Annotated in this window: 24 protein-coding genes; 8 read left to right on the top strand and 16 right to left on the bottom strand. The window is 58.6% G+C overall.

Annotation, left to right across the window (positions count from 1 at the left end):
- Positions 1-104: 104 nt before the first annotated feature.
- Positions 105-1049 carry a glutathione S-transferase family protein gene (locus IG617_RS11620; protein ID WP_192109377.1) on the top strand — a complete coding sequence of 315 codons (945 nt, stop codon included), beginning with the start codon at positions 105-107 and terminating at the stop codon, positions 1047-1049.
- Here IG617_RS11620 and IG617_RS11615 read toward each other — a convergent pair.
- The 3 genes from IG617_RS11615 to IG617_RS11605 all read right to left on the bottom strand — a co-directional run bounded on the left by IG617_RS11615 (position 1046) and on the right by IG617_RS11605 (position 3298).
- Complete coding sequence (locus IG617_RS11615) at positions 1046-1417, bottom strand: VOC family protein (protein ID WP_192109376.1); 372 nt, start codon at positions 1415-1417, stop codon at positions 1046-1048. The two genes, IG617_RS11620 and IG617_RS11615, sit on opposite strands and share 4 nt — an antisense overlap.
- Positions 1418-1559: 142 nt before the next feature.
- Positions 1560-2351, bottom strand: a complete 792-nt coding sequence (locus tag IG617_RS11610) for a ChbG/HpnK family deacetylase (RefSeq protein WP_192109375.1) — start codon at positions 2349-2351, stop codon at positions 1560-1562.
- 206 nt (positions 2352-2557) lie between these two features.
- Complete coding sequence (locus IG617_RS11605; RefSeq protein ID WP_192109374.1) at positions 2558-3298, bottom strand: SDR family oxidoreductase; 741 nt, start codon at positions 3296-3298, stop codon at positions 2558-2560.
- A gap of 186 nt (positions 3299-3484) precedes the next feature.
- Here IG617_RS11605 and IG617_RS11600 point away from each other — a divergent pair, with 186 nt between their 5' ends.
- A complete protein-coding gene (locus tag IG617_RS11600) occupies positions 3485-4027 on the top strand; it encodes a TetR/AcrR family transcriptional regulator (RefSeq protein ID WP_192109373.1) in 543 nt (180 codons plus the stop codon).
- A gap of 26 nt (positions 4028-4053) precedes the next feature.
- Here IG617_RS11600 and IG617_RS11595 read toward each other — a convergent pair whose 3' ends face one another.
- A complete protein-coding gene (locus tag IG617_RS11595; RefSeq protein WP_192109372.1) occupies positions 4054-5175 on the bottom strand; it encodes an ATP-dependent DNA helicase in 1122 nt (373 codons plus the stop codon).
- A gap of 1753 nt (positions 5176-6928) precedes the next feature.
- On the opposite strand from IG617_RS11595, the gene IG617_RS11590 reads away from it, so the two are divergent.
- Positions 6929-9004 (top strand): EAL domain-containing protein, encoded by a 2076-nt coding sequence (locus IG617_RS11590; RefSeq protein WP_192109371.1) that lies wholly within the window; start codon positions 6929-6931, stop codon positions 9002-9004.
- Between the two features lie 61 nt (positions 9005-9065).
- Here the strand turns inward: IG617_RS11590 and IG617_RS11585 are convergent, their stop codons facing one another.
- Positions 9066-9974, bottom strand: coding sequence for an MliC family protein (locus IG617_RS11585; protein WP_192109370.1), 909 nt, complete (start codon positions 9972-9974; stop codon positions 9066-9068).
- A 423-nt stretch (positions 9975-10397) separates the two neighbouring features.
- Between IG617_RS11585 and IG617_RS11580 the strand changes: the two genes are divergently transcribed.
- The 4 genes from IG617_RS11580 (at position 10398) to IG617_RS11565 (ending at position 13332) form a co-directional block, all read left to right on the top strand.
- A complete protein-coding gene (locus IG617_RS11580; RefSeq protein ID WP_192109369.1) occupies positions 10398-11087 on the top strand; it encodes a cyclic nucleotide-binding domain-containing protein in 690 nt (229 codons plus the stop codon).
- A gap of 66 nt (positions 11088-11153) precedes the next feature.
- Positions 11154-12071, top strand: a complete 918-nt coding sequence (locus IG617_RS11575) for a hypothetical protein (protein ID WP_192109368.1) — start codon at positions 11154-11156, stop codon at positions 12069-12071.
- Between the two features lie 70 nt (positions 12072-12141).
- Entirely contained in the window at positions 12142-12816 is a 675-nt protein-coding gene (locus tag IG617_RS11570; protein ID WP_192109367.1) for a hypothetical protein, read from the top strand.
- A gap of 132 nt (positions 12817-12948) precedes the next feature.
- Entirely contained in the window at positions 12949-13332 is a 384-nt protein-coding gene (locus IG617_RS11565) for a hypothetical protein (RefSeq protein ID WP_192109366.1), read from the top strand.
- A gap of 42 nt (positions 13333-13374) precedes the next feature.
- Here IG617_RS11565 and IG617_RS11560 read toward each other — a convergent pair whose 3' ends face one another.
- The 3 genes from IG617_RS11560 to IG617_RS21805 are packed head-to-tail and all read right to left on the bottom strand — an operon-like array spanning position 13375 to position 15801.
- Complete coding sequence (locus IG617_RS11560) at positions 13375-14406, bottom strand: 4-hydroxyproline epimerase (protein ID WP_192109365.1); 1032 nt, start codon at positions 14404-14406, stop codon at positions 13375-13377.
- A gap of 14 nt (positions 14407-14420) precedes the next feature.
- Positions 14421-15662 (bottom strand): NAD(P)/FAD-dependent oxidoreductase, encoded by a 1242-nt coding sequence (locus IG617_RS11555; protein WP_192109364.1) that lies wholly within the window; start codon positions 15660-15662, stop codon positions 14421-14423.
- A gap of 4 nt (positions 15663-15666) precedes the next feature.
- Positions 15667-15801, bottom strand: coding sequence for a hypothetical protein (locus IG617_RS21805; RefSeq protein ID WP_276529821.1), 135 nt, complete (start codon positions 15799-15801; stop codon positions 15667-15669).
- Between the two features lie 147 nt (positions 15802-15948).
- Between IG617_RS21805 and IG617_RS11550 the strand changes: the two genes are divergently transcribed.
- Positions 15949-16599, top strand: a complete 651-nt coding sequence (locus IG617_RS11550) for a GntR family transcriptional regulator (RefSeq protein ID WP_192109363.1) — start codon at positions 15949-15951, stop codon at positions 16597-16599.
- Between the two features lie 34 nt (positions 16600-16633).
- Here IG617_RS11550 and arsB read toward each other — a convergent pair whose 3' ends face one another.
- From arsB to IG617_RS11510, 8 genes are all read right to left on the bottom strand, one after another.
- Positions 16634-17689 carry an ACR3 family arsenite efflux transporter gene (gene arsB / locus IG617_RS11545; protein WP_192109362.1) on the bottom strand — a complete coding sequence of 352 codons (1056 nt, stop codon included), beginning with the start codon at positions 17687-17689 and terminating at the stop codon, positions 16634-16636.
- 58 nt (positions 17690-17747) lie between these two features.
- The gene (locus tag IG617_RS11540) at positions 17748-18236 is read right to left on the bottom strand and encodes an arsenate reductase ArsC (RefSeq protein WP_192109361.1); all 489 of its coding nucleotides are present in this window, start codon (positions 18234-18236) and stop codon (positions 17748-17750) included.
- Positions 18237-18272: 36 nt separating this feature from the next.
- Entirely contained in the window at positions 18273-18626 is a 354-nt protein-coding gene (locus IG617_RS11535) for an ArsR/SmtB family transcription factor (protein ID WP_192109360.1), read from the bottom strand.
- A 267-nt stretch (positions 18627-18893) separates the two neighbouring features.
- Positions 18894-20096 (bottom strand): HlyD family secretion protein, encoded by a 1203-nt coding sequence (locus tag IG617_RS11530; protein WP_192109359.1) that lies wholly within the window; start codon positions 20094-20096, stop codon positions 18894-18896.
- A complete protein-coding gene (locus tag IG617_RS11525) occupies positions 20089-20703 on the bottom strand; it encodes a hypothetical protein (protein WP_192109358.1) in 615 nt (204 codons plus the stop codon). The genes IG617_RS11530 and IG617_RS11525 overlap by 8 nt, the downstream gene beginning before the upstream one ends.
- Before the next feature lie 218 nt (positions 20704-20921).
- On the bottom strand, positions 20922-21752 hold the full coding sequence (locus IG617_RS11520; protein ID WP_153771970.1) for a dipeptide ABC transporter ATP-binding protein: 831 nt from the start codon (positions 21750-21752) through the stop codon (positions 20922-20924).
- Positions 21752-22588, bottom strand: coding sequence for an ABC transporter ATP-binding protein (locus IG617_RS11515; RefSeq protein WP_192109357.1), 837 nt, complete (start codon positions 22586-22588; stop codon positions 21752-21754). The genes IG617_RS11520 and IG617_RS11515 overlap by 1 nt, the downstream gene beginning before the upstream one ends.
- Positions 22589-22592: 4 nt before the next feature.
- Positions 22593-23447 (bottom strand): ABC transporter permease subunit, encoded by an 855-nt coding sequence (locus IG617_RS11510; protein ID WP_192109642.1) that lies wholly within the window; start codon positions 23445-23447, stop codon positions 22593-22595.
- Between the last annotated feature and the right edge of the window lie 27 nt (positions 23448-23474).

The raw sequence follows: 23474 nt of genomic DNA, 5'->3' as shown, positions 1-23474 counted from the left end.
CGGCATGCTGCCCGCGCAGTTTCGAACCTTCGGCATCCTTTTCCGTATGACGTTTGCGTCCGGTCGCGGTACCAACGGTGCGATCATATTCCCGGGAGGATCAGATGACCGATCTCGCAAACGAAATCATTTTACACAATTACCCTCAGTCGCCCGTTGCCGAAAAGGTGCGGGTCGGGCTGGGCATTAAGAAGCTGCCGTGGGCCTCGGTCGAGATCCCGCGCCTGCCGCCCAAGCCGATGCTCATCAAGCTGACCGGCGGCTATCGCCGCACGCCGGTGATGCAGATCGGCGCAGACATCTATTGCGACAGCCAGGCCATCCTGCGTGAAATCGAGAACCGGCACCCGGCACCCTCCTTCTTCCCGGCCAATGACGCCGGACTGATGTGGTCTCTGAGCCGCTGGACTGATGGCGCCTTGTTCGATCTCGTGGTCAAGATCGTGCTGGGGTCGGCAGGCGACGCCCTGCCGGCAGATTTTGCGCAAGACCGCGGACGGCTTTATCTCGGCGCCGATTGGGTCGAAGGCCTGAAGGCTGCCAATGCCGACCTGCCGCATCTGGTCGCCCAAATGCGGACCCAGCTGTCCTGGCTGAACGGCCAGCTGTCAGACGGACGGGCATTCCTGACGGGCGATGCGCCCGGTGCCATCGACGCTCAGTTCTTCCATGTGGTCTGGTTCCTGCGCGGCCGTTTTGCCGGCGGGCCCGCCGTTCTTGCCGAATTCCCGGATCTGGAACGCTGGGAGAAGAACGTGACCGACCTTGGCCACGGCGCCATGAGTGAACTCTCCGCCGAAGAGGCCAATGAGCGCGCGAAAACCTCTACCCCAAAAGCGATTGATGCAGCGATCACCAACGACCCGCAGGGCCTCGAGAAAGGCATGGCCGTGGTGATCTCACCTGACGTGGATGGCGGCGAACAGCCGGTCGAAGGCACCATTGCCGGTGCCAGCACCGACACGGTCACAATCCACCGCAACGACCCCGAATGCGGCGATCTTCATGTCCACTTCCCGCGCTTGGGCTACCGGGTGACAGTGGTTTAATCGGACTTACGCAAATGCCGAAAGGCCCGGCTGGAAACCGAAATGGAATTCTTGTCCGGGTCTTTCGCATTGGCAAAGACGTAGTCTTCCCCCTTGTGCAGTGAGCCAAAGCTCAGCCCCTCCTGCGCGCGGACAGCGCAAAAGGCGACGACGTCCTCAACGTCAAAGACCAGCTTCACCAGCACCTGCCCCATCTTCTGGGACTTGGCGGCAGGATGCAGCATCAGGCTGGCCCCGCCGTCCGGATGCGTCAGTTCAACAATGCGGTCACCTTCCTCACGAAAGACCTCAAAGCCGAAGTGCTTGGCGTAAAACCGCGCGCTTTCCTCAACGTCTCGCACATAAAGCGTTATTCGGTTCAGCGGCATGCGACGTTCCCTTCGGTGTCAGGCTGGCCAGACGATATTGGCGAACTGCCTGTTCGCTTGCACTCGAAAAACAACCCAAGCTTTCTGTTTGCCAAGCGGCATGGCTGAAGTGGTCGATTGACGTTATGACGCAGCCGTTGCGCTAAAGGTCTGTGTAGCTGATCAGCTCGACGCCGATGTCATCGAGATGCTGCTTCAATGCATCACTTGTCAGCGTCTGCAGACAGGAAACGCGGTCGGCTGCAACGTCCTCATACCCCACGTGTCCGGTCGCTGCGAGTTCCGCCGTTTCGATCGCAGGATGGTCGATGAAAATATATGTTCCCGGCGACAACGTGGAGGCCTGCTGTTTGAAGGACGCAATCCGGCTCTCCGCATCTCTTGGATGCTTCGGATAGCCCTCGATCCTGGGCAATCCGTTTCCAAACGCATCGTCTGCCAGGCCAAAATCATCGCAAATGTCTGCGATCACTTCACCGATCTTTGGATCAAGGTCTTTGAAGTGTTTCAGCATGTGTGAACTGACGTGTGAGGCACCGCGAAACATGGCAACACCAAGCGAGACCTGAGCCCTGAATTCGCTCGCAATCTCATCAAGCGACCAGTCCGCTTCTGCCAGACACCGTCTGCGATCATGCTCTCGGGGCAACCCGAGCGGAAGGAAGTTCCCATGCTCGTCTGTAAGACTTTTTGCAGACGTCAGGGGCCGCCATTTCACCGCATCCCATTCGCTCGTCAGGGTTAGATGAATGCCGACATCAATCTCTGGCCGCGCGTTGAAAAGGCTTGCGGCATGCGTGACCCATGAACAGGGCATCATGACCTCAACGCTGCGAGCGATGCCCTCGGCGCAGGCCTGAAGGCATCCGAAGTTGGAAGACAGGCTTGAGCCAGCGTCATCGGCACGGACGAGCAAGCGGATATCAGATGGCATCAGTTCAGTCTCGCAGTTCGGCAGGCCCACTGTCAGGCAGCACCCCACCCTAGCCCATGCCGGACTCCAATTCAGTGCAAATGAAATTCAATATATCGCCGCCAACTGCCGCGCTCGTACCGCGCAGGTCTCGGTGTATTTCATATGAGGCCGGCGAAAGCGGGAGCGTCTCAGCAGACACGCTCCCGAAGACCGCCTTGGAATGGTCAGGCCGGCAGATAGGACGCGCCGACGAACTTTGCCGTGGCATCCGGCTCCGCCACCAACTGGCCGTAAAGCTGGACAGATGTTGGATCCGGGAACACGCTTTCTTCTCCCTTTTCCAGGGCATCAAAGATCTGCCGGACGACCTCCAGCGGCGCCGTCTTGTCGGCGTCAAGCTTTTCCGCCATGTCGGTGTCGACCGGTCCGGGATAGACGCCAACCACCGTTGTGCCCTGACCAGCGAGTTCCGCCCTGAGGCCCTGGGTCAGCGAATGGACCGCCGCCTTGGAGGCGCTATAGGTGCCAAGAACCGGGAAATTGACCAAGGACGCGATCGATCCGAGGTTGATGATCGCACCGCCGCCATTGGCCTTCAACGCCGGGGCAAAGGCCTGTGACACTCTAAGCGTGCCGAAATAGTTGGTGTCCATTTCCGAGCGGCCCTGCGCGATGGCATCGGCGTTGACGAACCCGGAAAATGCGGCAGTGCCGGCATTGTTGATCAGGAGGGACACATCCGTGTGCGCAGCAGCGGCTGCCACATCCTCCGCGCTGGTGACGTCCAGCTTGATTGCGACAACCCGCCCTCCGCTTTCAGCAGCCAGGTCTTCAAGGCTCTCCGGCTTGCGCGCAGCCGCATAGACCTTGGCGACGCCGCGGTCGAGCAGCTCTTTTACGAAAACCTTGCCAATCCCGCGATTGGCCCCGGTTACCAGGGCCGTCTTTCCTTCAATCTTGCTCATAAACCCGATCCTCAATACGTCGGCCACTTAAATTAGTACCGTTCGGTATTTAATTAAGGGCCTTGAATTCGGATTTCAAGAGAATAAAATACCGATCAGTATAATAATTGAAGATCAAAACTGGAAACCAGGATGACCAGAGGCCGCCCTAGAAAAATTGATCCTGACACCGCGCTGGAGTCAGCCATGCAGCTCTATTGGGACAAGGGCTTTGAACGCACCTCAATGGCCGATTTGGTGAAGGCCACCGGGATGGCCAAACCTGGGCTCTACGCAAACCTGGGAGACAAGGAACAGATCTTCCAGAAGGCACTCGAGCACTACGACGAGACGGTCGTCAGCCCGATGCTGGAGAAATTGCTTTCACCCTCAACACCCCTAAAGGAGGCACTGCGCCAATCCCTGTCTGGAATGATGCATTCGCTCAAGGGCAGCGGGCTGCCCATGGGCTGCTTTGTCATCAACAGCACCTTTGAATGCTCGAGGGAAAAAGATCGCATCAGCGAATATCTGGCGCAGATGAATGCCAAGCGGCGTGACGCTTACCTTGAAAGGCTGGACCACGCAAAAGCAGACGGAGAGCTCTCCAAGGGGGCCGACACGCTCGCGCTGGCCAATTTTTTCACCGGACAATCTGCTGCGATCGGTGCGATGGCCCGTTCCGGGCTTCCCCTGTCCGAGCTAGATGCAATGGTCGAAGTTGCGCTTTCCGCCCTGCCTGAGGACTAGGCGGTCCCCCACCGTGTCATCGCAGCCTAGCGCACAACAGTGATGCGTTCGGCCGCTCGGGTCACCGCCGTGTAAAGCCACCGGTCCTTGTGTTCGCGGAAGGCCCAGCTTTCATCAAAGAGCACCACGTCATCCCACTGTGAGCCCTGCGCCTTGTGAACGGTCAGCGCATAGCCATAGTCGAACTCATCCGCCTTGCGCCGGATCGCATAGGGAATGGCTTCCGCGCCATCTTCGAACATTGCCGGCAGCACGCGCACCTTGACGGTTGTCTTTCCGGCCTCATCTTCCGGCACGACGTCAAAGCGCAGGGTGTTGCCGCGCGGCGGGCGCAGACGCTTCACCGACCACAGGCCGCCATTGAGCAGCCCCTTGGTCTTGTCGTTGCGCAAGCAGACCAGCTTGTCGCCAACCGCAGGCATCGGCGTCGAAAAATCTTTCAATTCGCGGATCCGGCCATTGTAAAGCCGCCGCGTCTTGTTTGTGCCGACGAGCACCTGATCGGCGCCCAGAATCTGGTCCTTGTCGATGTCCCGCCGGTGAATGACGCGGCTTTCGCCATACTCGCCATAGTCCAGCTTTCCGCCCTCGCGAATATCCATGGACATGCGCACGATCGGATTGTCCTGGGCCTGACGATGTACTTCCGTCAGCATCACATCCGGCTCGGCCTCGGTGAAATAGCCACCGCCCTTGACTGGCGGCAGCTGCGCCGGATCGCCCAGCACCAGAACCGGCGTTCCAAAGGATAGAAGGTCCTTGCCCAGGTCCTCGTCCACCATGGAGCATTCATCGATGACAATCAGCTTGGCACTCGCCGCCGCGCTGTCCCGCTTGATCGCAAACTGCGGCCCCGTATCATCCGCGTCGTCATCCGTCTCCTCTTCCTCTTTGGAAGAGCGCGGCCGGTAGATCATGGAATGGATGGTGCCTGCGTCCTCGCAGCCCTTTTGCCGGAGCACATGCGCCGCCTTGCCGGTGAAAGCGCCGAAGCAAACGTCCCCGTCGATGCCCTCGGCCAGATGCCGCGCCAGCGTCGTCTTGCCCGTACCGGCAAAGCCGAACAGGCGAAAAACCTGCCGGTCCCCGCGCTTCAGCCAGGCAGCTGTTTCACTCAACGCCTTTTCCTGTTCCGGCGACCAGGCCATGCAGTGTTTCCCGTTTCGTTCTGGTGTTCCCGTGCATAACGTGATTTGCCGCAAGTGGCTACGGCGAATGCACGCTCACCTCAGCTTCGTCCTTATCGGGCGTGTCCCGGCAATCCAAAGAGCATCACCGCGAAGACCTGGAGAGTGGATCCTCGGGACACGCCCGAGGATGACGCCAGTGAGTTTGGTGGCGTTTCGCTTCGCTCTGTTCTCCGATGACGGAAGCAACAGGACGACGGTGGGTGTGGTCCAGCCTTGCCCCTCGCTCCCGCCTTCCCGGACGAGCGCAGCGAAGGTCCGGGACCCAGTACGCCGAGACCCTATGGTTCCTAGCGCACCGCCTGCGATTACTAGATGCCTGCATGCGCAGGGAAGGCACTGTGGGCGCGGCATTCACTGAAACCACTAGCCCTCCGAATGACACCATGGCCAAGGCAACGCCCCTCATCCACTCCGTCATGCCATGGCTCGACCTTGCCCCGCTGAACCACTTCGATTTGAAGACATGTAACGGCGTGGATTGCAGGATCAAGTCCTGCAATGACGGCAGAGGGTGTGTTGGCCGGAAATGACCCTCTAGCGCAATACATTCACCGAACCACCGCCGGTCATCCCCGCCTTGTGCGGGGATCCAATCCACAAAGCAGCCAGCGGAAGGTTCGTGAGTGGGCGAGAAACTGCCGCGCATTCTCTGCTTTGACCTTGGGGCTTCGGAAGCCAATAGATCCCCGCACAAGGCGGGGATGACGGCAGTGGTGGAGGCAGGACCTCGCGGCTGAAAACAAACCTCTCCCTCGTCATTGTCGGGCTTGTCCCGGCAATCCAGGAAGGTTCGCGGCAGACACAGGAAGAGTGGATCCTCGGGACACGCCCGAGGATGACGCCAGTGGGTGTGGTCCAGCCTTGCCTCTCTCCCCACGCCTTCCCGGACGAGCAACGCGGAGATCCGGGATCCAGTACGCCGGGACCTCACAGCTCGTGCAGAAGCGCCGGCGATTACTCGATCCCTGCCTTCGCAGGGAAGGCAAAGAGGGGGTGGGGCAGACCTTATCCCTCATGCGGATGGGGATAGGCATTTCCTAAGATATTGAAAACACACCCACTGCCTATGAATAGCAGGAACTTATCCTCCCTCGCCCAACCTGTCGTATGATCACTCCCGTTCCTGCCATCACGGGGCCGAGTGCGGACCGTCCGTTCGCGGTGGTGGGGACCGGGTTTCGAGGATGAGGTCTGGTGTAACGGACCAGCCCCTATCCGGTGACTGGCAGCTTGAACCTGCAGCGGGGAGTGACGCGGCAGATCTCAGGCGCGTCTCGTATCTGGCAAACCGGAGGACGCTCTACTTCCGGGGCGCAGAAAAGAGAAAGGCGCAAGTTCAGTCATTTGGGACACGGAACCTGGGCAGGCGCGACGGCCTTGTCACCTCCCACCTTTCCAATCGCTCCCGGCAAGTCCGGAGCGCCTGCCATCCCGTTTCTGACGGGAAATTGAAACCAACCAAAACGCCGGGGAGACATCCTGCGGCGGGATTGGTGCTGTTCGTTTGGTCGCTCCGCTGCGGCAATCAAAATCGCCGAAATTTCCCCTTGGGAAGATTCTTTAAACGATCTGCCTCTAAGGTCTGGTCCTTAAACGATATTCAGCCTGAAATGCAGCATCCAGACGCTCCCAACTGTTTCTGCTTTCTGACGGAGTTTTGAGCCTTGGCCGAAACGGAAAATGGTTGGCGCAGAGCCCGGAGACATCACTGGTGAACCGCTCAGTTGCAAAGGTCTCTCGCGGGGAGAATGGCGACGCGGTGACGCTTTCGGATGTGACCGACAAGAGCGCGATCCTCAACCGTCTTGAGGCCGCGATCTGGGTTTTCGACATCGATGAAAGCCGTGTGGTCTGGGCGAACCAGGCAGCGCTGGCGGTCTGGGACGCAACCGACCTTGGGGAGCTGCAAGCCAGGAACCTGAAGGCCGACATGTCGCCCTCCGTCTCCCAGCGCGTGAAGCAGTTTCAGGCTGACTTCATCGAGCATGATGCAGCCTTTTCCGAGGTCTGGACGCTGTATCCGCAAGGCGTGCCGAAGTCGCTCAGGGTGCGTTACGTCGGCATCGAACTAGACGATGGCAGAATGGCCATGCTGTGCGAGGGCCATGACGAGGTCGTGGAGCAACCGGAGTCCATCCGCAGTTCGGATGCCCTGCTCCACACCCAGCTTATGATCTCGTTGCATCATGAGGACGGCGAGGCGCTGTATCTCAATCCGGCCGCACGCGCGGCCTTCGATGCCCAAAACGCCCATCTCCACAGCCGTTTCGTTCGCAAACGCGATTTCGACAAGCTCCTGAAAGCGCTGCGGACGGATGGGCAGATCAGCATCATCACCAAGGTCGCCACCACCAAGGGCGAACGCTGGCATGAGGTGACCGCGCGCACGTGCCACGACCCCGTGTCGGGCGCGCCGTCGATCCACGTCAGCGAGACCGATGTCAGCGACCTCAAGGAAGCCGAGGCACGGGCAAAATCTCAAGCCTATACCGATCCGCTGACAGGCCTGCCCAATCGGATCCATCTGCCGATCCTCCACCAGCAGATGACGGCCCAGGCCGAAGCAGACGGCCACATCGTCGGTGTCTTTTTCATCGATCTGGATCAGTTCAAGGCAATCAACGACACGCTCGGCCACAGCCATGGCGACACAATGCTGATACGCGTTGCCAAGCGTCTGCGCGCGATCTGCGAAGGCACCGACAAAGTCGTCCGACTCGGCGGTGACGAGTTCCTGCTGCTTGCCACTGTTCCCGAAGACGACCCTCAGCAGCTTTGCAACATCGCCGGCAAGATTCTGGACGCCCTGTCTCTTCCTGTCCGTCATGATGGCCGCAAGCTTTCAGTGACGCCAAGCATTGGAATCGCGCGCTGGCCGCAGGACGGCGAAACGGCGCAGGAACTGATGAAGAACGCGGACCTGGCCATGTACCAGGCGAAGGCAGCAGGGCGAAACCGTTATCGCCATTTCGACGCCCGCATGAAGCAGGATCAGGAAACCGAGCTTGAGACCCTGACGGACATCCGCGAAGGTCTGAAGAGAAACGATTTCGTGGCCTATTATCAGCCGCGCGTTGACCTGGCGACGAACCGCATTGTCGCCGTGGAAGCGCTCGCCCGCTGGAACCATCCCAAGCGTGGGCTCATTATGCCCGACGCCTTCATCGGGCTTTGTGAAAAGACCGGGCTGATCAACGATCTGGGGCTATTGATTCTGCGCGATGCGCTGAAGCAACAGAAAAGCTGGCGCAGTCAGGGGATCGAGATCTTTGTGTCGGTCAATGTGTCACAGCGTCAGCTCAGCAGTTTCGATTTCGCCGAACAGGTTCAAGACGCGCTCCAGGAGTTTGGCTGCGACAGTTCCGGACTTGAGCTGGAAATGACGGAGACCCTTCTGGTCGAGGGTGACAAGACGGTTCACCAGAATCTGAAAGCGTTGCGCAAACTCGGCGTGAAGATCGCCATCGATGACTTCGGCACGGGTTACTCGAACTTTTCGCGTCTGAACGACATGGCTGCCGATTGCGTCAAGATCGACCGGAGCCTGATCAGGGACCTGCCGCGCAGCGAACCCATCGTCAAGATGATGATCGCCATGTGCAAGCTGATGAAGGTCAGCATCGTGGCTGAAGGCATTGAGAACGCAGAGCTTGAAGCAAAGGTGAGAGACATGGGCTGTGACGAAATTCAGGGCTTCTACTGCGCAAAGCCCATGACGGCGACCAACATGACGGAACACCTTCAGGCCGACCTGGGCGTAGAACCACTACGCCGCTCCACAAAGTGATTGTTCGGACGCCGCAGAAGGGACAGCAGCGTCCGATGATATCAGCCAGAGAGCGCCAGAATTAGCGTGCGACGCATTTGTCGAGACCGCTGGGATGCTCCAGAATGGCGGTATTGCCCTTGCTGTAAAGCGTGTAGCTTCCATTCGTGTAGCGTGACCCGGACCCGGAGACAGCCACGTCAAGCCGCTTTTCCGGAGAGCCGTCGATGGTGAACAGCATATGCGCCCTGCCGCTTTCAACATAGGTCACCGTCAAGGGCAGACCTTCCTCACAGGTATAATGAACCGTGTTTGAGCGAGCCGGCGGGGTCGTGGACCGGCCTTGAGCATAAGAACCCGTGATCGGGTACAGCACCGTTTTGGCCGCATTGCCAACACCGTAAAACACCTGCCGGCGATGCAGGTCGAGTTGCAGTGAGACGTTGCGGGAGGCATCGAACAGATACACGGACCATTCGTCCCGGGACTGTTCCTGGAAATAGAAATTGACCCGTCCGTTTGCATCGGCTTCCTGCCACTGGCCGCTGCCAACGGCCGTGAAGCTGCCGCCTGGATGAAGGACTTTCGCTGCGTCATATCCATTCACACCGGGCTGACCGGCTGGCGCGACCGGCGGTTGGACTTTGGGAGACCCTTGCACCTTCAGCTTAGGCCCGTCGCAAACCCTGAAGATGGTCGGATAATGGTTCTGCGAGCACATGATCCCGCCCCACTGGTAGCCGGTCCGGCCATTGCGGTAGCGGATTTCGAACCACTCGTAGCCGTTCATCATCACGCCGGTGCCATTGAGGATGTTGATCCTGTTGCCTTCCTGCAGGCTACCGGTCTGTCGATACTGCATGCCCGGACCGCTGCGGACCTTGCCGCCATAGGAATAGCCCGGTTGCGGGAAATCAACGTCCGGCGACGCATAGGCAGAAGAGGAAAGAGCCAGAAGCACACAGGCTGAAAAAATTGAAGAAAGTCGCATAAACAAGTCCACCCAAGAAAATTAGCAATACCCAATGCCCTGGGGGCAAGCGGGCTCGAAGTCACAAAATCCTTCGTACGATAGCGCGGATGAACCGAAGATGAACCCACTCAGCCATTCGAACGGAGAATGCGCGGTTGGAAAATTGCCACCGCCAAAAAATGGTCACCTCTCATAAAGTCGCAATTAATGCATTAACTTATTCAATGTGACCTGCCCCGGATATTCAGAACATCCGCATGTAAAACGAGACCTTCAGGTATCAATCTCTCCTATTCACGCCATTGCCATTAGGAAACATTGCTCCATTATAATATAATTAAAGTTGTCATGATCAGATAAATCTACTTTTCAGCTTTCTCGATGCTTGAGCGGGCTCAAACGATGACCAAGTAAAAGCTACGGTTGTATCTGGAGTGTACCGTGGACGAAGGCGAACGCTTGGAAATCGTTTCGCAGTGCAGCCTCTTTTGTAAGCTTGATTCAACGGTGCAAAGCTTCGTCGCGTCACGCGCGACAACACGCCGTTTCAAACAGGGCACCCCTCTCTTGAGAAAGGGCGCAGCACAAAGCTCGCTCATGCTCATCACCGCCGGTCTTGTCAAAGTCTCTCTGACGTCCTGGAGCGGGCGCGAGGTGATCTTGAAAATGTGCACCGATCGAGATTTCGTGGGCTTGGGCAGTATTTTGGAAGGCACGGTGTCGCCTGCCGACCATATTGCAGAAACCAACGCCACCGTTCTTCAAGTCCCGAATTCAACGCTTCGCATGATCCTTGATGAGGCACCGTTCAACGCGGCCTTACACCAGGGAATGTTCGATGCGTATCGGCAAGCGATTGAGACCATCGAAGTTATTGCCTTGTATTCGCTCCGCGCAAGATTGGCCCGCCTCTTGTTGAGCCTCTTTCTTGATGACGCAAAGCTCATGCTCTTCTACCCGACGTATTTCACGCAGGAGCGACTGGCACAGCTCACCAATGCAACTCGGCCGAAAGTGAATGGTCATCTTCAGGTGTTCAAAGAAGCTGGTGCAATCCGGATTGAGGCTGGGCAGATCAGGATCACAAGCCCTGAAACCCTCGGACGCTTCTCGTCCCCGACTGACACCTGACCCTACGGAACTAATTTATGCACCTGTTCCCCGGGGAACAGCCGCCAGATCTGCTGCCGCCTATGGTTGTTCGACCCTTACAGGCAAGGGACGCCATCAGCAACTTTAGGAGGAGTTACCATGTCAGCCCAACTTCAAGCTCAGATTGAAAAAGCAGGCAAATTTTTTGCTGGCCCAGCCGGACCGCTCAAGGCCGAAGAACTGGTCGCCGCCCCCACAAAAACGCCAGAACTGTTTCAAGCCGATGGGAACACCACTGGGTCGGTGATGCAGTTCAACGGCACGCTGCCCGATAGCGTTTCAGCCGCGGACAAGAAGGCCTTCCAGACCCTCTTGACCCAGCAGCAGTACTATCTGCAGTCAGGGCTGGGCCTGGTCACGGCCTGGATGTCGAATAATTTCCAGCGTCAACCCGACAAGTGGGCCGACCCCAACAATTGGCAGGCCCCTTTGAGCGTTCTGCCGGCGGAATTTTACACGCCGACGGACATTACCAGTTACCACTATGAAGAGCATTTCAAAGGCGTTGAAATTGCGACAAGTTTCCTGACCAGCATGGTCGCATGGGCTGCTGGCGCGGCAATTGCGCCTGCCTTTACAAACTTTCTGACCAGCATGGGCGATCAAATTCGCGCAGGGGTGAAGTCCAAGTCGAAAGAGATGAATACCTATCATCTTTCCTTTGGATACCAACCAGTTCAGAACTCCGCCGGCAACTGGGAGCTGATGACGCTCGCAGAGTACTATTTCATTCACTTCACCGAAAAGGAAAAGACGGTCTATTCGACCTGCGCCTCGGCCGAAGTGTTTGATTTTGATTTCAAATATCAAAAAGGAACGCTGTTGCTCAACTGGGCGAGCATGTCCAACCCAGCCCAGAAAGACAACAAAAAGGCTTGGGACGACGTCATCACCGGCAGCACCAAAGACGACGTCGAAAAGGCCAAGAACTTCTTCGGTCACGACGTCGCAAAGAAGAGCTAGCGACGATACTCATTGCCGACCGGTCACCCCGGTCGGCTCCCGTCAACCATCAAGATCTACGGGAGGCGTCATGTCCCATTCACTGGTACCCGTTTTCATTGAGTTTACGCCAAAGGGAGCATCCGAATGCAACCCCAAGGTCCTTGCCGTGCTTCGAAGCTATCTTGGAATCATTGCGGCTCATTTGAAGCCAATGGCCGCAAACAAACAACCTTCAGGACTTCTCGAATCCTTGGAAGCTCTGCCCGCATTGACGCTTGTTAACACGTCAACCAACACAAGCACTGACACACTCGACTTGCCGGAGACACTGACCCCAGAGATCGCTCGCAAGGCAGAAGCCCTGACTTTAAAAACACTCGATTTGCGTGAGGGTTTCGGCGGCAGCTTCGAGAAAATCTTCGAAACTGCCTTGTCCAAGCGTCTAGTGGACCTTGAACCGCAAGACACCCTGGACGCGTCGATCCTGCTGGTCGCCGTCAATGCCACCGATAAGAGTGCGCCAAGCCTCAACTATGTCAAATGCGATGTGACTTTGTCTGCTGTCACTGAGAGCGGCCATGGCTTTGAGCAACACAAGGTCCGTTCGTTGGGTCTGCAACTGACCTGGACGGGATACCATCTGGCTCACATGCAAATCGCGAGTGCCGAGGACTTCGTTGCCAGCCTCAAAAAGAGCGGTGACATCATCGATCTGGCAAAGGCGGGATTGCTGAAAACATTCAACATCCAGACCGCCCAATAAGGCGAACGTCGAGGAGCATTCTCATAGCGCCCAGTATTTGCCCCGTTTTTCAACGGCGCCTGGAACGCAACCTCACATTCAACGTCGCACGGCGTCCTTGAGAGGACACCGCCCATAAAAGGAGTTTATGCCATGACCCGTTTCACGAACAACCTGCGTCGCTTCGGCCTGCCTGCCATCGCAGCTTTCACCTTCGTGACCGCCAGCCCGGCCCAGGCCGTAGACCTGCCGTTCAGTGCAGACTGCAGGCAATTCTCCGCGATCCCCGTCGCCGCGCCAAACACAGGGATCTTGTTCCGGAAAAATCCGAACAGCGCCGCGACAAGAGCCGCAACGGCGACAGTTTTTGCCATCACAGCGGCAGTAAACATCGAGATACCAACAGGAGGTGCCTCCTGCTTTTTTCAGGTCGTTGGCAACGATAGCTACTGTTTCCTTGCCCGCGGCTCCGATCAAATCATCAATGTGAATGCAGTTGCGGGAAACAATCACCTTGGCGCTCCCGCGTGTCAGTGATGGCTAAGACGGGTGCGCGGTCAGACGAACTGGCAGCACCCGTCACGGTCTCGGATAGCGTTTGACGCCGGTACCGGTGACCGAGAAGCCGGCCATGTAAGGGTCGCGTTCATCCAGAGTGATGGTGCTGGTGCCGGTCTTCACCGCCCAGCCTTCGATGGTCGGAATGATGCCCCGTTTTGTGCCGACGAGAACGTCAGCTTTCACTCCGCCCGTAAACAACGACCCGATAACGCTTTCATGCACGAAGCGATCGCCAACCTTGAGCTTGCCCTTGGCAAATAGCTGCGCCATGCGCGCGGACGTGCCTGTGCCGCAAGGGCTGCGGTCGATGGCCTTGTCGCCGTAAAAGACCGCGTTGCGGGCATCAGCTTTCGGGTCTTCAGCCGGCCCGGTCCATTGAATATGGGAGATACCTTTGATCTCCGGGTTGTCCGGATGGCGAATATCAAAGGCTTCATTCAGCGCATCCCGAAGCCTTGGGCTGACCGCCACCAGTTGATCGACGGCAACGGATCCGACACCGGAAAAGTTCTTCTGCGGTTCGAAGATCGCATAGAAATTGCCGCCATAAGCCACATCGCACACCAGTGGGCCGAACTCGGGGCACTCGATCTCCAAGCCTTCTGCTGCCAGGAACGAGGGAACGTTGGTCAGCCTGACTGAAGATACATATTCGCCGTCCATCGTGTAGTCGGCGAGCACCAGACCGGCGGGCGTTTCAAGCCGCGCCTGACCAGGCGTTTTCGGCACCAGCAAGCCTTCCTCAAGCGCCATCGTGACCGTTCCGATGGTGCCGTGACCGCACATGGGCAGACAGCCACTGGTTTCGATGTAAAGCACACCGACATCATAGGCATCGCTTGACGGCGGATAGAGGACTGAGCCGGACATCATGTCGTGGCCCCGCGGCTCGAACATCAAGCCGGTGCGGATCCAGTCATAGTCGCGCACAAAGGACTGACGCCGTTCGAACATGGAGTCCATCGGCAGCTGCGGCGCCCCACCCGCAACCAGACGAACCGGATTGCCGCAGGTGTGTCCGTCGATGCAGAAGAACGTATGGCGGGCCATGGGTGGTCCTCTTGTCAGAAACGGGTCGCACGGAACGGTGCGAGATCAAGGGAAGGTGTCTCGCCGAGCAAGAGTGCGGTCAACTGTTGGCCGGTCGTTGCAGCCTCTGTCAGCCCGTGGTGGGCATGCCCGAAGCCATAGACGATATGCTCGCTCGCCGAAGATCTTCCGATCACCGGCAGGCTGTCCGGCAGTGACGGGCGGTATCCCATCCAGCGCTTGCCGGAACTGGCATCGAGCCCAGGACAAATGGTCTTTGCCTTGGCAATCATCGCGTCGACCCGTTGCCAGTTCGGTGGGAGTTCCAAACCGCCAAATTCAACGGCGCCGCCAATCCTCAGGCCCGTTTCCAGCGGTGACATAACAAACCCGTGGCCGCGCAGCATGACGAAATTGCTGAGCGACACGCCCGGCTCCGGCACAGTGATGTTATAGCCGCGCTCCGTATCAAGCGGCACAGGATCGCCAAGCTGGGATGTCAATTTCCGGGACCAGGCACCACAGGCAATCACCAGCTTCCCGCAACTGAGCCTCGAACCATCCGCCAGGGTCAGAGCGGCGCCTTCATTGGTTGCCTCAACCCGCTGAACATCGGCGACTTCGAAAGAAACGCCCTGTGCAACGAGCCAATCGGCAATTGAAAGGCAGAGCTTCTTGGGATCATCCATCTGCGCCCAGCCGGGAACAAAGGCACCACCCACGACAGTTGGCGAAAGCTCCGGCTCACGGTCCCGGATTTCATCCCCGGAAAGCTCGCGCACCTCGATGCCATAGTCTCTTTGCTCGGCCCAGGAACTCAAGCTGTTGCGGAACTGGGCTTCATTGTCAAAGACCTCGAGACATCCGCTGTAACGGACCTGATTGTGGGTTCCGGTCAGCTTCCACACGCGTTCCCAAGCAGGAAGGGCGTCGGCTCTCAAGACGGCAAGCGCTTCCCTGCTTTCCCGCACGCGGGCCTTTGTGGAGGCGGCCAGGAACCGCACCATCCACGGCAGGATCTTGAGACTGTAGGAGGGTCGCACGGATAGCGGCCCGAGAGGATCGGCAAGCCAGGAGATCGCCTGCTTCCAAACACCCGGCGAGGCAAGGGGAGCGACATCGGTCCAGGCGATGCCACCGGCGTTGCCCTGGCTTGCACCTGCTGCCGGACCTTCCCGGTCGAGAATGGTAACCTTGCAGCCGCGCTCCACCAGAACCGCAGCAGTCGTAAGGCCTATGATCCCGGCCCCGAGGATATGAACGTGAGGTGTTGTCATGATCTTAGAGAGTTGGCAATTCAGCGCGATTTGCAAGGGCGGATTTGATAACTGCGTCAAGGCGCTCCAGTTCGGCGACATCGAGCGCGTCGTCGTCTGTGAACTTCATCGCGACAGCCGGAAAAACGCCCGTCCACATTGGGGGCACCCCTGAAATTGAACCCTATCGAAAGGCAAGACTGCGCCTCCGCTTTCCTTTTGTCAATCTCTGATATATCAGTGATGCATCAGGTGAAAAATCCGTGTTGCAGCGGAACGACGCGCCAGATGCGGGAGGCAAGACAAGATGGCGAACGAAAAAGACAGTCTGACCGACACCGCCTATCGACGCCTGGAAGAAGACATCGTCACGCTGAAGCTCAAGCCGGGCGAGGCCGTCACCGAAAGCCGGCTGACGGAAGAATTCGGAATGGGCAGGACGCCGATCCGCGAGGCGCTTCAAAGGCTCAGCTGGGAGGGCCTGATCACAATCCGCCCAAGGCTCGGGATTGTGATTGCGGAGATCAATCCGGCCGATTTCGCCAGGGTCATGGAGGCCCGGCACGGCCTTGAGGTCCTGTTGGCAGGCGCATCATCGCGCCTCGCTAGCCGTGCAGAGCGGGACGCATTGCGAAGCTGCGCGGACGACATGCGCTCCGCCGCAGCCGAAGCGGATGTCGCGGATTTCCTGCGCCTGGACAAGAAATTCGACGAGATCGTCGCCACCGCGTCCTGCAACCCGTTTGCCGCCAAGGCGGTCGGCCCGCTGCAAACACTCAGCCGTCGCTTCTGGTTCAGATACCTCGGCGAAGCTGACCTTAACCCGGCCGCCTGGAACCACGTCGAGCTGATGAAGGCGATTGAATCAGGCGACGAAAAGATCGCCTTGGAAAAAGCCGAGGAATTGATGCAGCACCTGCGCCGGCAGGCAGCCGCTCTCGTCGCCAGCATAGACTGAGCCCTGAAAGCAAAAGCTTCCAGGGCTCCAGGACTTAAGCGGACGCCGGCTCAGGGAACCAGTGGCGTGTCCGGTTGGCAAACGCCACCAGCGACAGCATGACCGGCACTTCAACCAGGACACCGACAACTGTTGCCAGCGCCGCGCCCGAGTTGAGGCCAAAGAGGCTGATCGCAACGGCAACGGCCAGCTCGAAGAAATTCGACGTGCCGATAAAGGCCGCCGGAGCTGCGGTCGCAAAGGGCACCCGCCACAAGTAGGCCCAGGCATAGGTGATGGCGAAGATGCCGTAGCTCTGCAAAAGCAGGGGGATGGCAATCAGAACAATCACCATCGGCTTGTCGACAATGGTCTGTGCCTGGAAACCGAACAGCAGAACCACCGTGGCCAGAAGCCCCATCACCGAGAACGGCTTCACCTTGGCGGTAAACTCGGCAATGCGTTCCTCGTTGTCCGTCCCATCGAGCATCTTTCGGGTGACATAGCCCGCAGCCAACGGAATGATCACGTACAGGATCACCGACAGGAGCAGCGTTTCCCAGGGCACGATGATGTTGGTCACGCCGAGCAGAAGAGCGGCGATCGGGGCGAAGGCAAACACCATGATGATGTCGTTGATGGAAACCTGCACCAAGGTGTAGTTGGCATCGCCGCGGACCAGCTGGCTCCAGACGAAAACCATGGCGGTACAGGGGGCAACGCCAAGCAGGATCATCCCGGCGATATATTCCTTGGCATCCTGCGGGCTGACCAGGTCAACGAACAGGTATTCAAAGAACAAGATCCCGAGTGCCGCCATGGTGAAGGGCTTGATCAGCCAGTTCACCACCAGCGTGATGCAGAGACCTTTCGGCTTCCTGCCAACATCCTTCAGCGAGGCGAAATCGACGTTGACCATCATCGGGTAGATCATCAACCAGATGAAGACCGCGACGACGATGTTGACGTTCGCATATTCAAGACCGGCAATAACCGAGAACAATCCCGGAGCAACAAGCCCGAGTATCACGCCTGCGGCAATGCACAGCGCCACCCAGACCGAGAGGTAGCGCTCAAACACGCCGAGAGGCGTTTCATCCACGGAAGCCATAATTCAGTCTCCTAAACACGAGTTCACCCCAGGTGCGGAGTGAATTTAAAGGGGTGAGTTAGTCATTCAGATTGCCGATGGCGCTGAGCTGCGCCTTGGCATCGGGGGCATCAAAGACAGTGTCGGGAAGGGCAAGAAACGCCTCGATCCGGCGCTTCATGCGCTCATAGGCAAGATCGAAGTCCGCAGCCCGTTCGGCGTCGTCGTCCTTTTCACTCGCCGGATCGGCAATGCCCCAATGCGCGACCAACGGGTGCCCCGGCCAGATCGGACAGGCTTCGCCGGCGGCGTTGTCGCAAACGGTGACAATGAGGTCCATCGCCGGCGTGTCCGGGCCGGAAAACTCGTCCCAGCTCTTGGAGCGGAAGCCTTCTGCGGAGATCCCGTGACGGGCAAGACACTCCAGCGCATCCGGATTGACCGTGCCACGGGGCGTGGAACCGGCTGAAAACGACTGGTAGCGATCGCCGGCAAGATGACGAAGCAGGCCTTCGCCCAGGACAGATCGGGCGGAGTTCGCCGTACAGACAAAGAGAACATTACGCATTTGGAAATCGAAGCCTCACGTGGCGGAAAAGGGAGTTCAATCGGGCGAGCCGGAGGAGGAAGGCTCACACGTCATGATGTTCAAGAGCGGCGCGCAGAGCTCTGGATTGCCGCCGCAGCAATCTTGAAGCAGATATGTGACAAGCAATTGCATGCAGGACAGCTCCGCACGGTACGTGATCGAGCGTCCGTCGCGGCTGGCCTGCACAAGTCCAGACCGCGACAGAACACCCAGGTGGGTCGACAGGGTATTGGGCAAGACGCCGAGCGCATCAGATATGGAGCCCGCAGTCATGCCTTCTTGTCCGGCCTTCACCAACAGGCGAAAGACGTCGAGGCGGGTTTCCTGACCAAGGGCTGCCAAAGCATCGAGAGCAACTTCTTTTTCCATAGTTCGAGAATAATCGAAATATAAACGATTGCAAGCCGGAATCCAACCGTGGGCGGCCGATATGGGTCAAAGGCTAAGCTGCATTAAATCAGGCAGAATGGGATCTGTCGGCCACGGCCTTGACCCCACCACCAAACGTTTCTCAGGAAGACAAAATGCGCGGCTTCACCAGTCGGCAAGCCTCAGCGCAATTGGGGGCTGCCGCGTTTCAGAAACGCGTCGCTTTCGCGAGCAGACCCCAAATGGAAGTGATCTTTGAGGCGGCCCTTAGTGACCACCGCCGGCAAGGCCAACACCGGTCACAAGGGCAATCCAGACCTTGATCCGAAGGCCCCAGGCCTTGATGATCCCGAGCCCGCCCAGGATATGACCGAAGACGCCATGAGGCAGATTGCGATCATAGGTCTGAACGATACAGCCACTGCCGTTGACCAGAAGCTCCTTGTGCTCCGGATAAACCATCTCGAAGAGCACGGCGACCTCGCCCCGCGCTGAGAACTGTGACGGCTCAAGCAATCGACCCGTGGCCGTGACCTGCCCTGCTGCAATCTCGGGCTGGATGGCAAGGATCCGCGCGGGCAGCACCGCGTCGACCATGCCAACGTTGAAATTGGTGTCGCATGCCACCTCGGCCGGCATGCCGACATAAAGCACCGAACGGGCAACCTGGGAGAAGCCGGCGAAGACACGCTTGGGATGTGCCTCGTCCCGGTCGGGAATGATGAGCATCGCCGGGCTGGTTGCGATTTGGGACGCACGCGCACCGACATGCAGGGTCAGCTGATCAATCATGCCACTGACTTCCGACCGCACGACGGTCTTATCAAGTTCGACCTGTGCCTGCTCCAAGGCCGCATTGGCGCTTTCACGCTGGGCGGGGAGAACTTCCTGCAGCTGCAGGTTTGCCTCATCAAGGAAGGCCTGTGCCTGTGCAACCTTGGCCTCACCAGTCGCCTTGTCCGCAACAGCGGCCTCGTAGCGTGTGGCGGTGTAGGCGGCAGAGTCGCGCCGGCGCAGTTCTTCCTGATCATTATAGACTTCAATGGCCTGGCGGAGCGACGCGTTCTCCCGGTCCAGAGAGGCCTGAGCGGAACGGACCTGCGCCTCAGCCAGATCGAAGGATTTTTCGATCTCGGCCAGCTTGAGTTCGGCCGTTCTGACCGCCGCTTGTTCCGTCGCATCGCTGACGGTGAAGAGAAGCTGACCCGGCTCCACGCGCGTTCCGTTGTCGACCGCAATCCGGGTCACTGTGCCGCCGTTCTCACTGACAACCGGCACGGTGCGGAAAGGGACAAAGCCCGTGTAGGATTTCGGATAGTAATAAAAGACCGTGAAGAAGACCACGAAGGCAAGCGCAAGCCAGGCGAAGAGCGCCATGTGCACGTTGTAAAGCGTGATCGGCATACCGCGCCAACGCAGGTAAAGGATCCGCAGGACGAACGGGATGGAGGTAACGGTCAACTCAATCATTGTCGGTCACTCCACCGGATTGTGAAACTGGCTTCTGAGGTCCAGGCGGCGGTGTCGTTTTCACCTCCCTCTCCGGCTCGACCGTCACAGGCTGCGCCTGCGTGACTTCCTCCGATGACGGACGCACCCGCTGCCCATACCGGTCATGTTCGCCAATATGTTCGCGCTGCAGTTCCTCCAGCATGACACCTTCAATCTCGCCCTTGAGCGTGTGCTCCTTCACCGGCTCGAACCAGAGCATGAGATCGCGCGCAAGCGCGGTTGCGATGAGGGAGAGCGGCAGAAGAATGCTGAAATGGCTCAGGGGCGGGAAAATCTCATAGGCAAATGCGACCATAAGAAGCGTCGGAACGGTGGTCTGAAGCGGCGTCCCCTCGTTGTGCTTCTCCGCAAAGCGATCGAAGCGCGCATAGAGGTGGAAGACGCCGAATATCAGCAGAAACAAGAGAACGAGAGCGGAAAAAGCCGTGGTGTCCGTCTCTCCCGGCGCAGTCCACCAAGGCGCCGTCTGGCCCTCGGATGCCGCGCCTTCAGCCATCGCAGGCAGCGGAGCCATCACCAAAAGAGCCGGGAGAAGAAACAGGCTGGTCGATCGGCTTCGTTTCATTGGACGCTACTCTTCGCTCAGGTTTTGCCAAAGGACCGGCCAGGCCCGCGCCATAAATTGATAGGCTGACCCAACGGGAAATGAAAGTGGTAAACACCAACAAAGACACGCATTTTTGGCATGTGTCATTGACCAGCGACTCCGCAGCGGCTGCGCCTCAAAGCAAGAAAGCGCGGACCAGCCGCGCTTTCAAACATTCAAACCTGTAAACTCCGACGTCAGGCAGCCTTTGCCGCCAGCCTCTTGCGAATGCTGTCGACATCCGCCTGGGGCGTCGCCGCGAACAGTGTCTTCGTGTAGTCGTGGTGCGGGTTCTCGAAAACCGCCTCCCGGGTGCCGTATTCCACGACCTCGCCGAAATACATCACCATCACCTTGTCCGCGAGATAGCGGACGACCGACAGGTCATGACTGATGAACACATAGGTCAGGCCCATCTCGTCCTGAAGGTCCTTCAAAAGGTTCAGGATCTGTGCCTGGACGGAGAGGTCCAGCGCCGATACCGGCTCGTCAAGCACCAGCAGTTTGGGCTTGAGCATGATAGCCCGGGCAATGGCAACACGCTGGCGCTGACCGCCGGAGAACATGTGCGGATAGCGGCCATAGTGCTCCGGCTGCAACCCGACCTTCTCCAGCATGGCCAGGGCCATGTCCCGGCGCTCGGCCGCACTCATGTCCGTATTGAGCAGCAGGGGCTCTTCAAGTACGTGACCGATTTTCTGGCGTGGATTGAGCGACCCGTAGGGGTTCTGGAAGACGATCTGCACCTTCTGGCGCATATCCTTGGAAATGCCCGTCTTCGAGATATCAATCGGCAGGCCGTCGACCTCGATGGATCCGGAGGTCTGTGCGTCGATCATGGTCAGCATGCGGGCAAGCGTGGACTTGCCGCAGCCACTCTCGCCAACAACAGCAAGAGTCGAGCCGCGCTCCACGTCGAAGCTGACACCTTTGACCGCGGTCAGCTGACTGGCCTTCTTGAACAGGCCGCCGGAAATGTCATAGGTCCGGTAGAGATCACGAACCTTCAAGATGGCATCGTCGCTCATCAGAAACCTCCCGCTTCGGCAAAATCACTGACAGTCGGCAACCGGTCACCCGTGGCGTTTTCCGGCAAAGCCGAGAGCAGCGCCTTTGTGTAGGTATGTTGCGGATTTTCGAAGAGGGAGAGCACATCCGACTCTTCCATTTTGCGACCCTTGTATTGAACGATAACCCGATCGGCCGTCTCGGCGACCACACCCATGTCATGGGTGATCATGATCAGTCCCATACCGCTCTCCTGCTGCAATTGAACCAGAAGATCCAGGATCTGCTTCTGGATCGTCACATCAAGCGCAGTGGTTGGCTCGTCGGCAATGAGAAGCTTTGGCGAACAGGCAATGGCCATGGCGATCATGACACGCTGGCATTGGCCACCGGACATCTGGTGCGGGAAGGCGCTGACGCGGCCCTCCGGATCCGGAATACCGACCGCACGCATCAACTCAAGCACCCGTGCCTTGCGCTCAGGGCCGCTCAGGTCCGTGTGGATCTTCAAGGTCTCGGCGAGTTGGAAGCCGATGGTGAAACACGGGTTGAGGCTCGCGATCGGCTCCTGGAAGATCATCGAGATGTCTTTGCCGATGACCTTCCGTCGTTCCCTGGAAGACAGGGTCCGAAGGTCCCCGCCCTCGAACTCCATGACGTCTGCCGTGATGGTCGCCGTGTCTGGCAAGAGCCCCATCACCGCGAGCATGGCCACCGACTTGCCCGAACCGGACTCGCCGACAATGGACAGCACCTCGCCCGCATCGACCGTGTAGTCGACCCCATCCAGCGCCTTGAACGCGCCTTTCGCGGTGTCGAACTCAACCTTCAGGTTGCGAATTTCAAGAAGCGGCATGGGCTCAGCTCCTTTTCAGCTTGGGATCGAGCGCATCGCGCAGACCATCGCCGACCAGGTTGATGGCCAGAACGGTGATCAGGATGGCAAGACCGGGGAAGGTCACGACCCACCAGGCCCGCAGGATGAACTCACGTGCTTCGGCCAGCATCGTGCCCCACTCGGGCGTTGGCGGCTGCGCGCCCATGCCGAGGAAGCCGAGCGCTGCCGCGTCAAGGATCGCATTCGAGAACGACAGGGTCGCCTGAACGATCAGCGGAGCCAGGCAGTTTGGCAAGATGGTCTTGAACATCAGCCGGAAATGACCGGCGCCGGCAACCTTGGCCGCAACCACATAGTCGCGGGATCTTTCGCTCAGAACCGCCGCGCGGGTCAGGCGAACGAAGTGAGGCTGCAACACGATGGCGATGGCGATCATGGCATTCATCAGGCCCGGCCCGAGGATGGCAACAAGAACCAGCGCCAGAAGCAGGGACGGAAACGCGAGGATGATGTCCATCACGCGCATGATGAATGTGTCGACGAAGCCGCGCATGTAGCCGGCCACGAGACCGATGACGATCCCCCCGACCAGCGCGATCGTCACGACGACGATCCCGATGAAGAGCGAGAACCTTGCGCCAAAGATCAGACGCGAAAGGATGTCGCGTCCGACCGCATCCGTACCCAGCAGAAAGGCAGCCTTGCCGCCCTCCAGCCAGACAGGCGGAACCAGGAAGCTGTCGCGATACTGGACGTCAGGATCATGCGGTGCGACGAGAGGCGCGAAGAGCGCGACCAGAACGAGCAGCACGAAGACGGCAAGGCCGAGAACCGCGCCCTTGTTTTGGGAAAAATAGTACCAGAACTCGAGCAGCATCGCCTTGGTGGCATTGCGGCTTTCCTG

Source organism: Roseibium polysiphoniae (assembly GCF_014842925.1).
GTDB classification, from domain to species: Bacteria; Pseudomonadota; Alphaproteobacteria; order Rhizobiales; family Stappiaceae; genus Roseibium; species Roseibium polysiphoniae.
The sequence above is the reverse complement of the archived record's forward strand: the minus strand, read 5'-3'. Positions and strand labels throughout refer to the sequence as shown.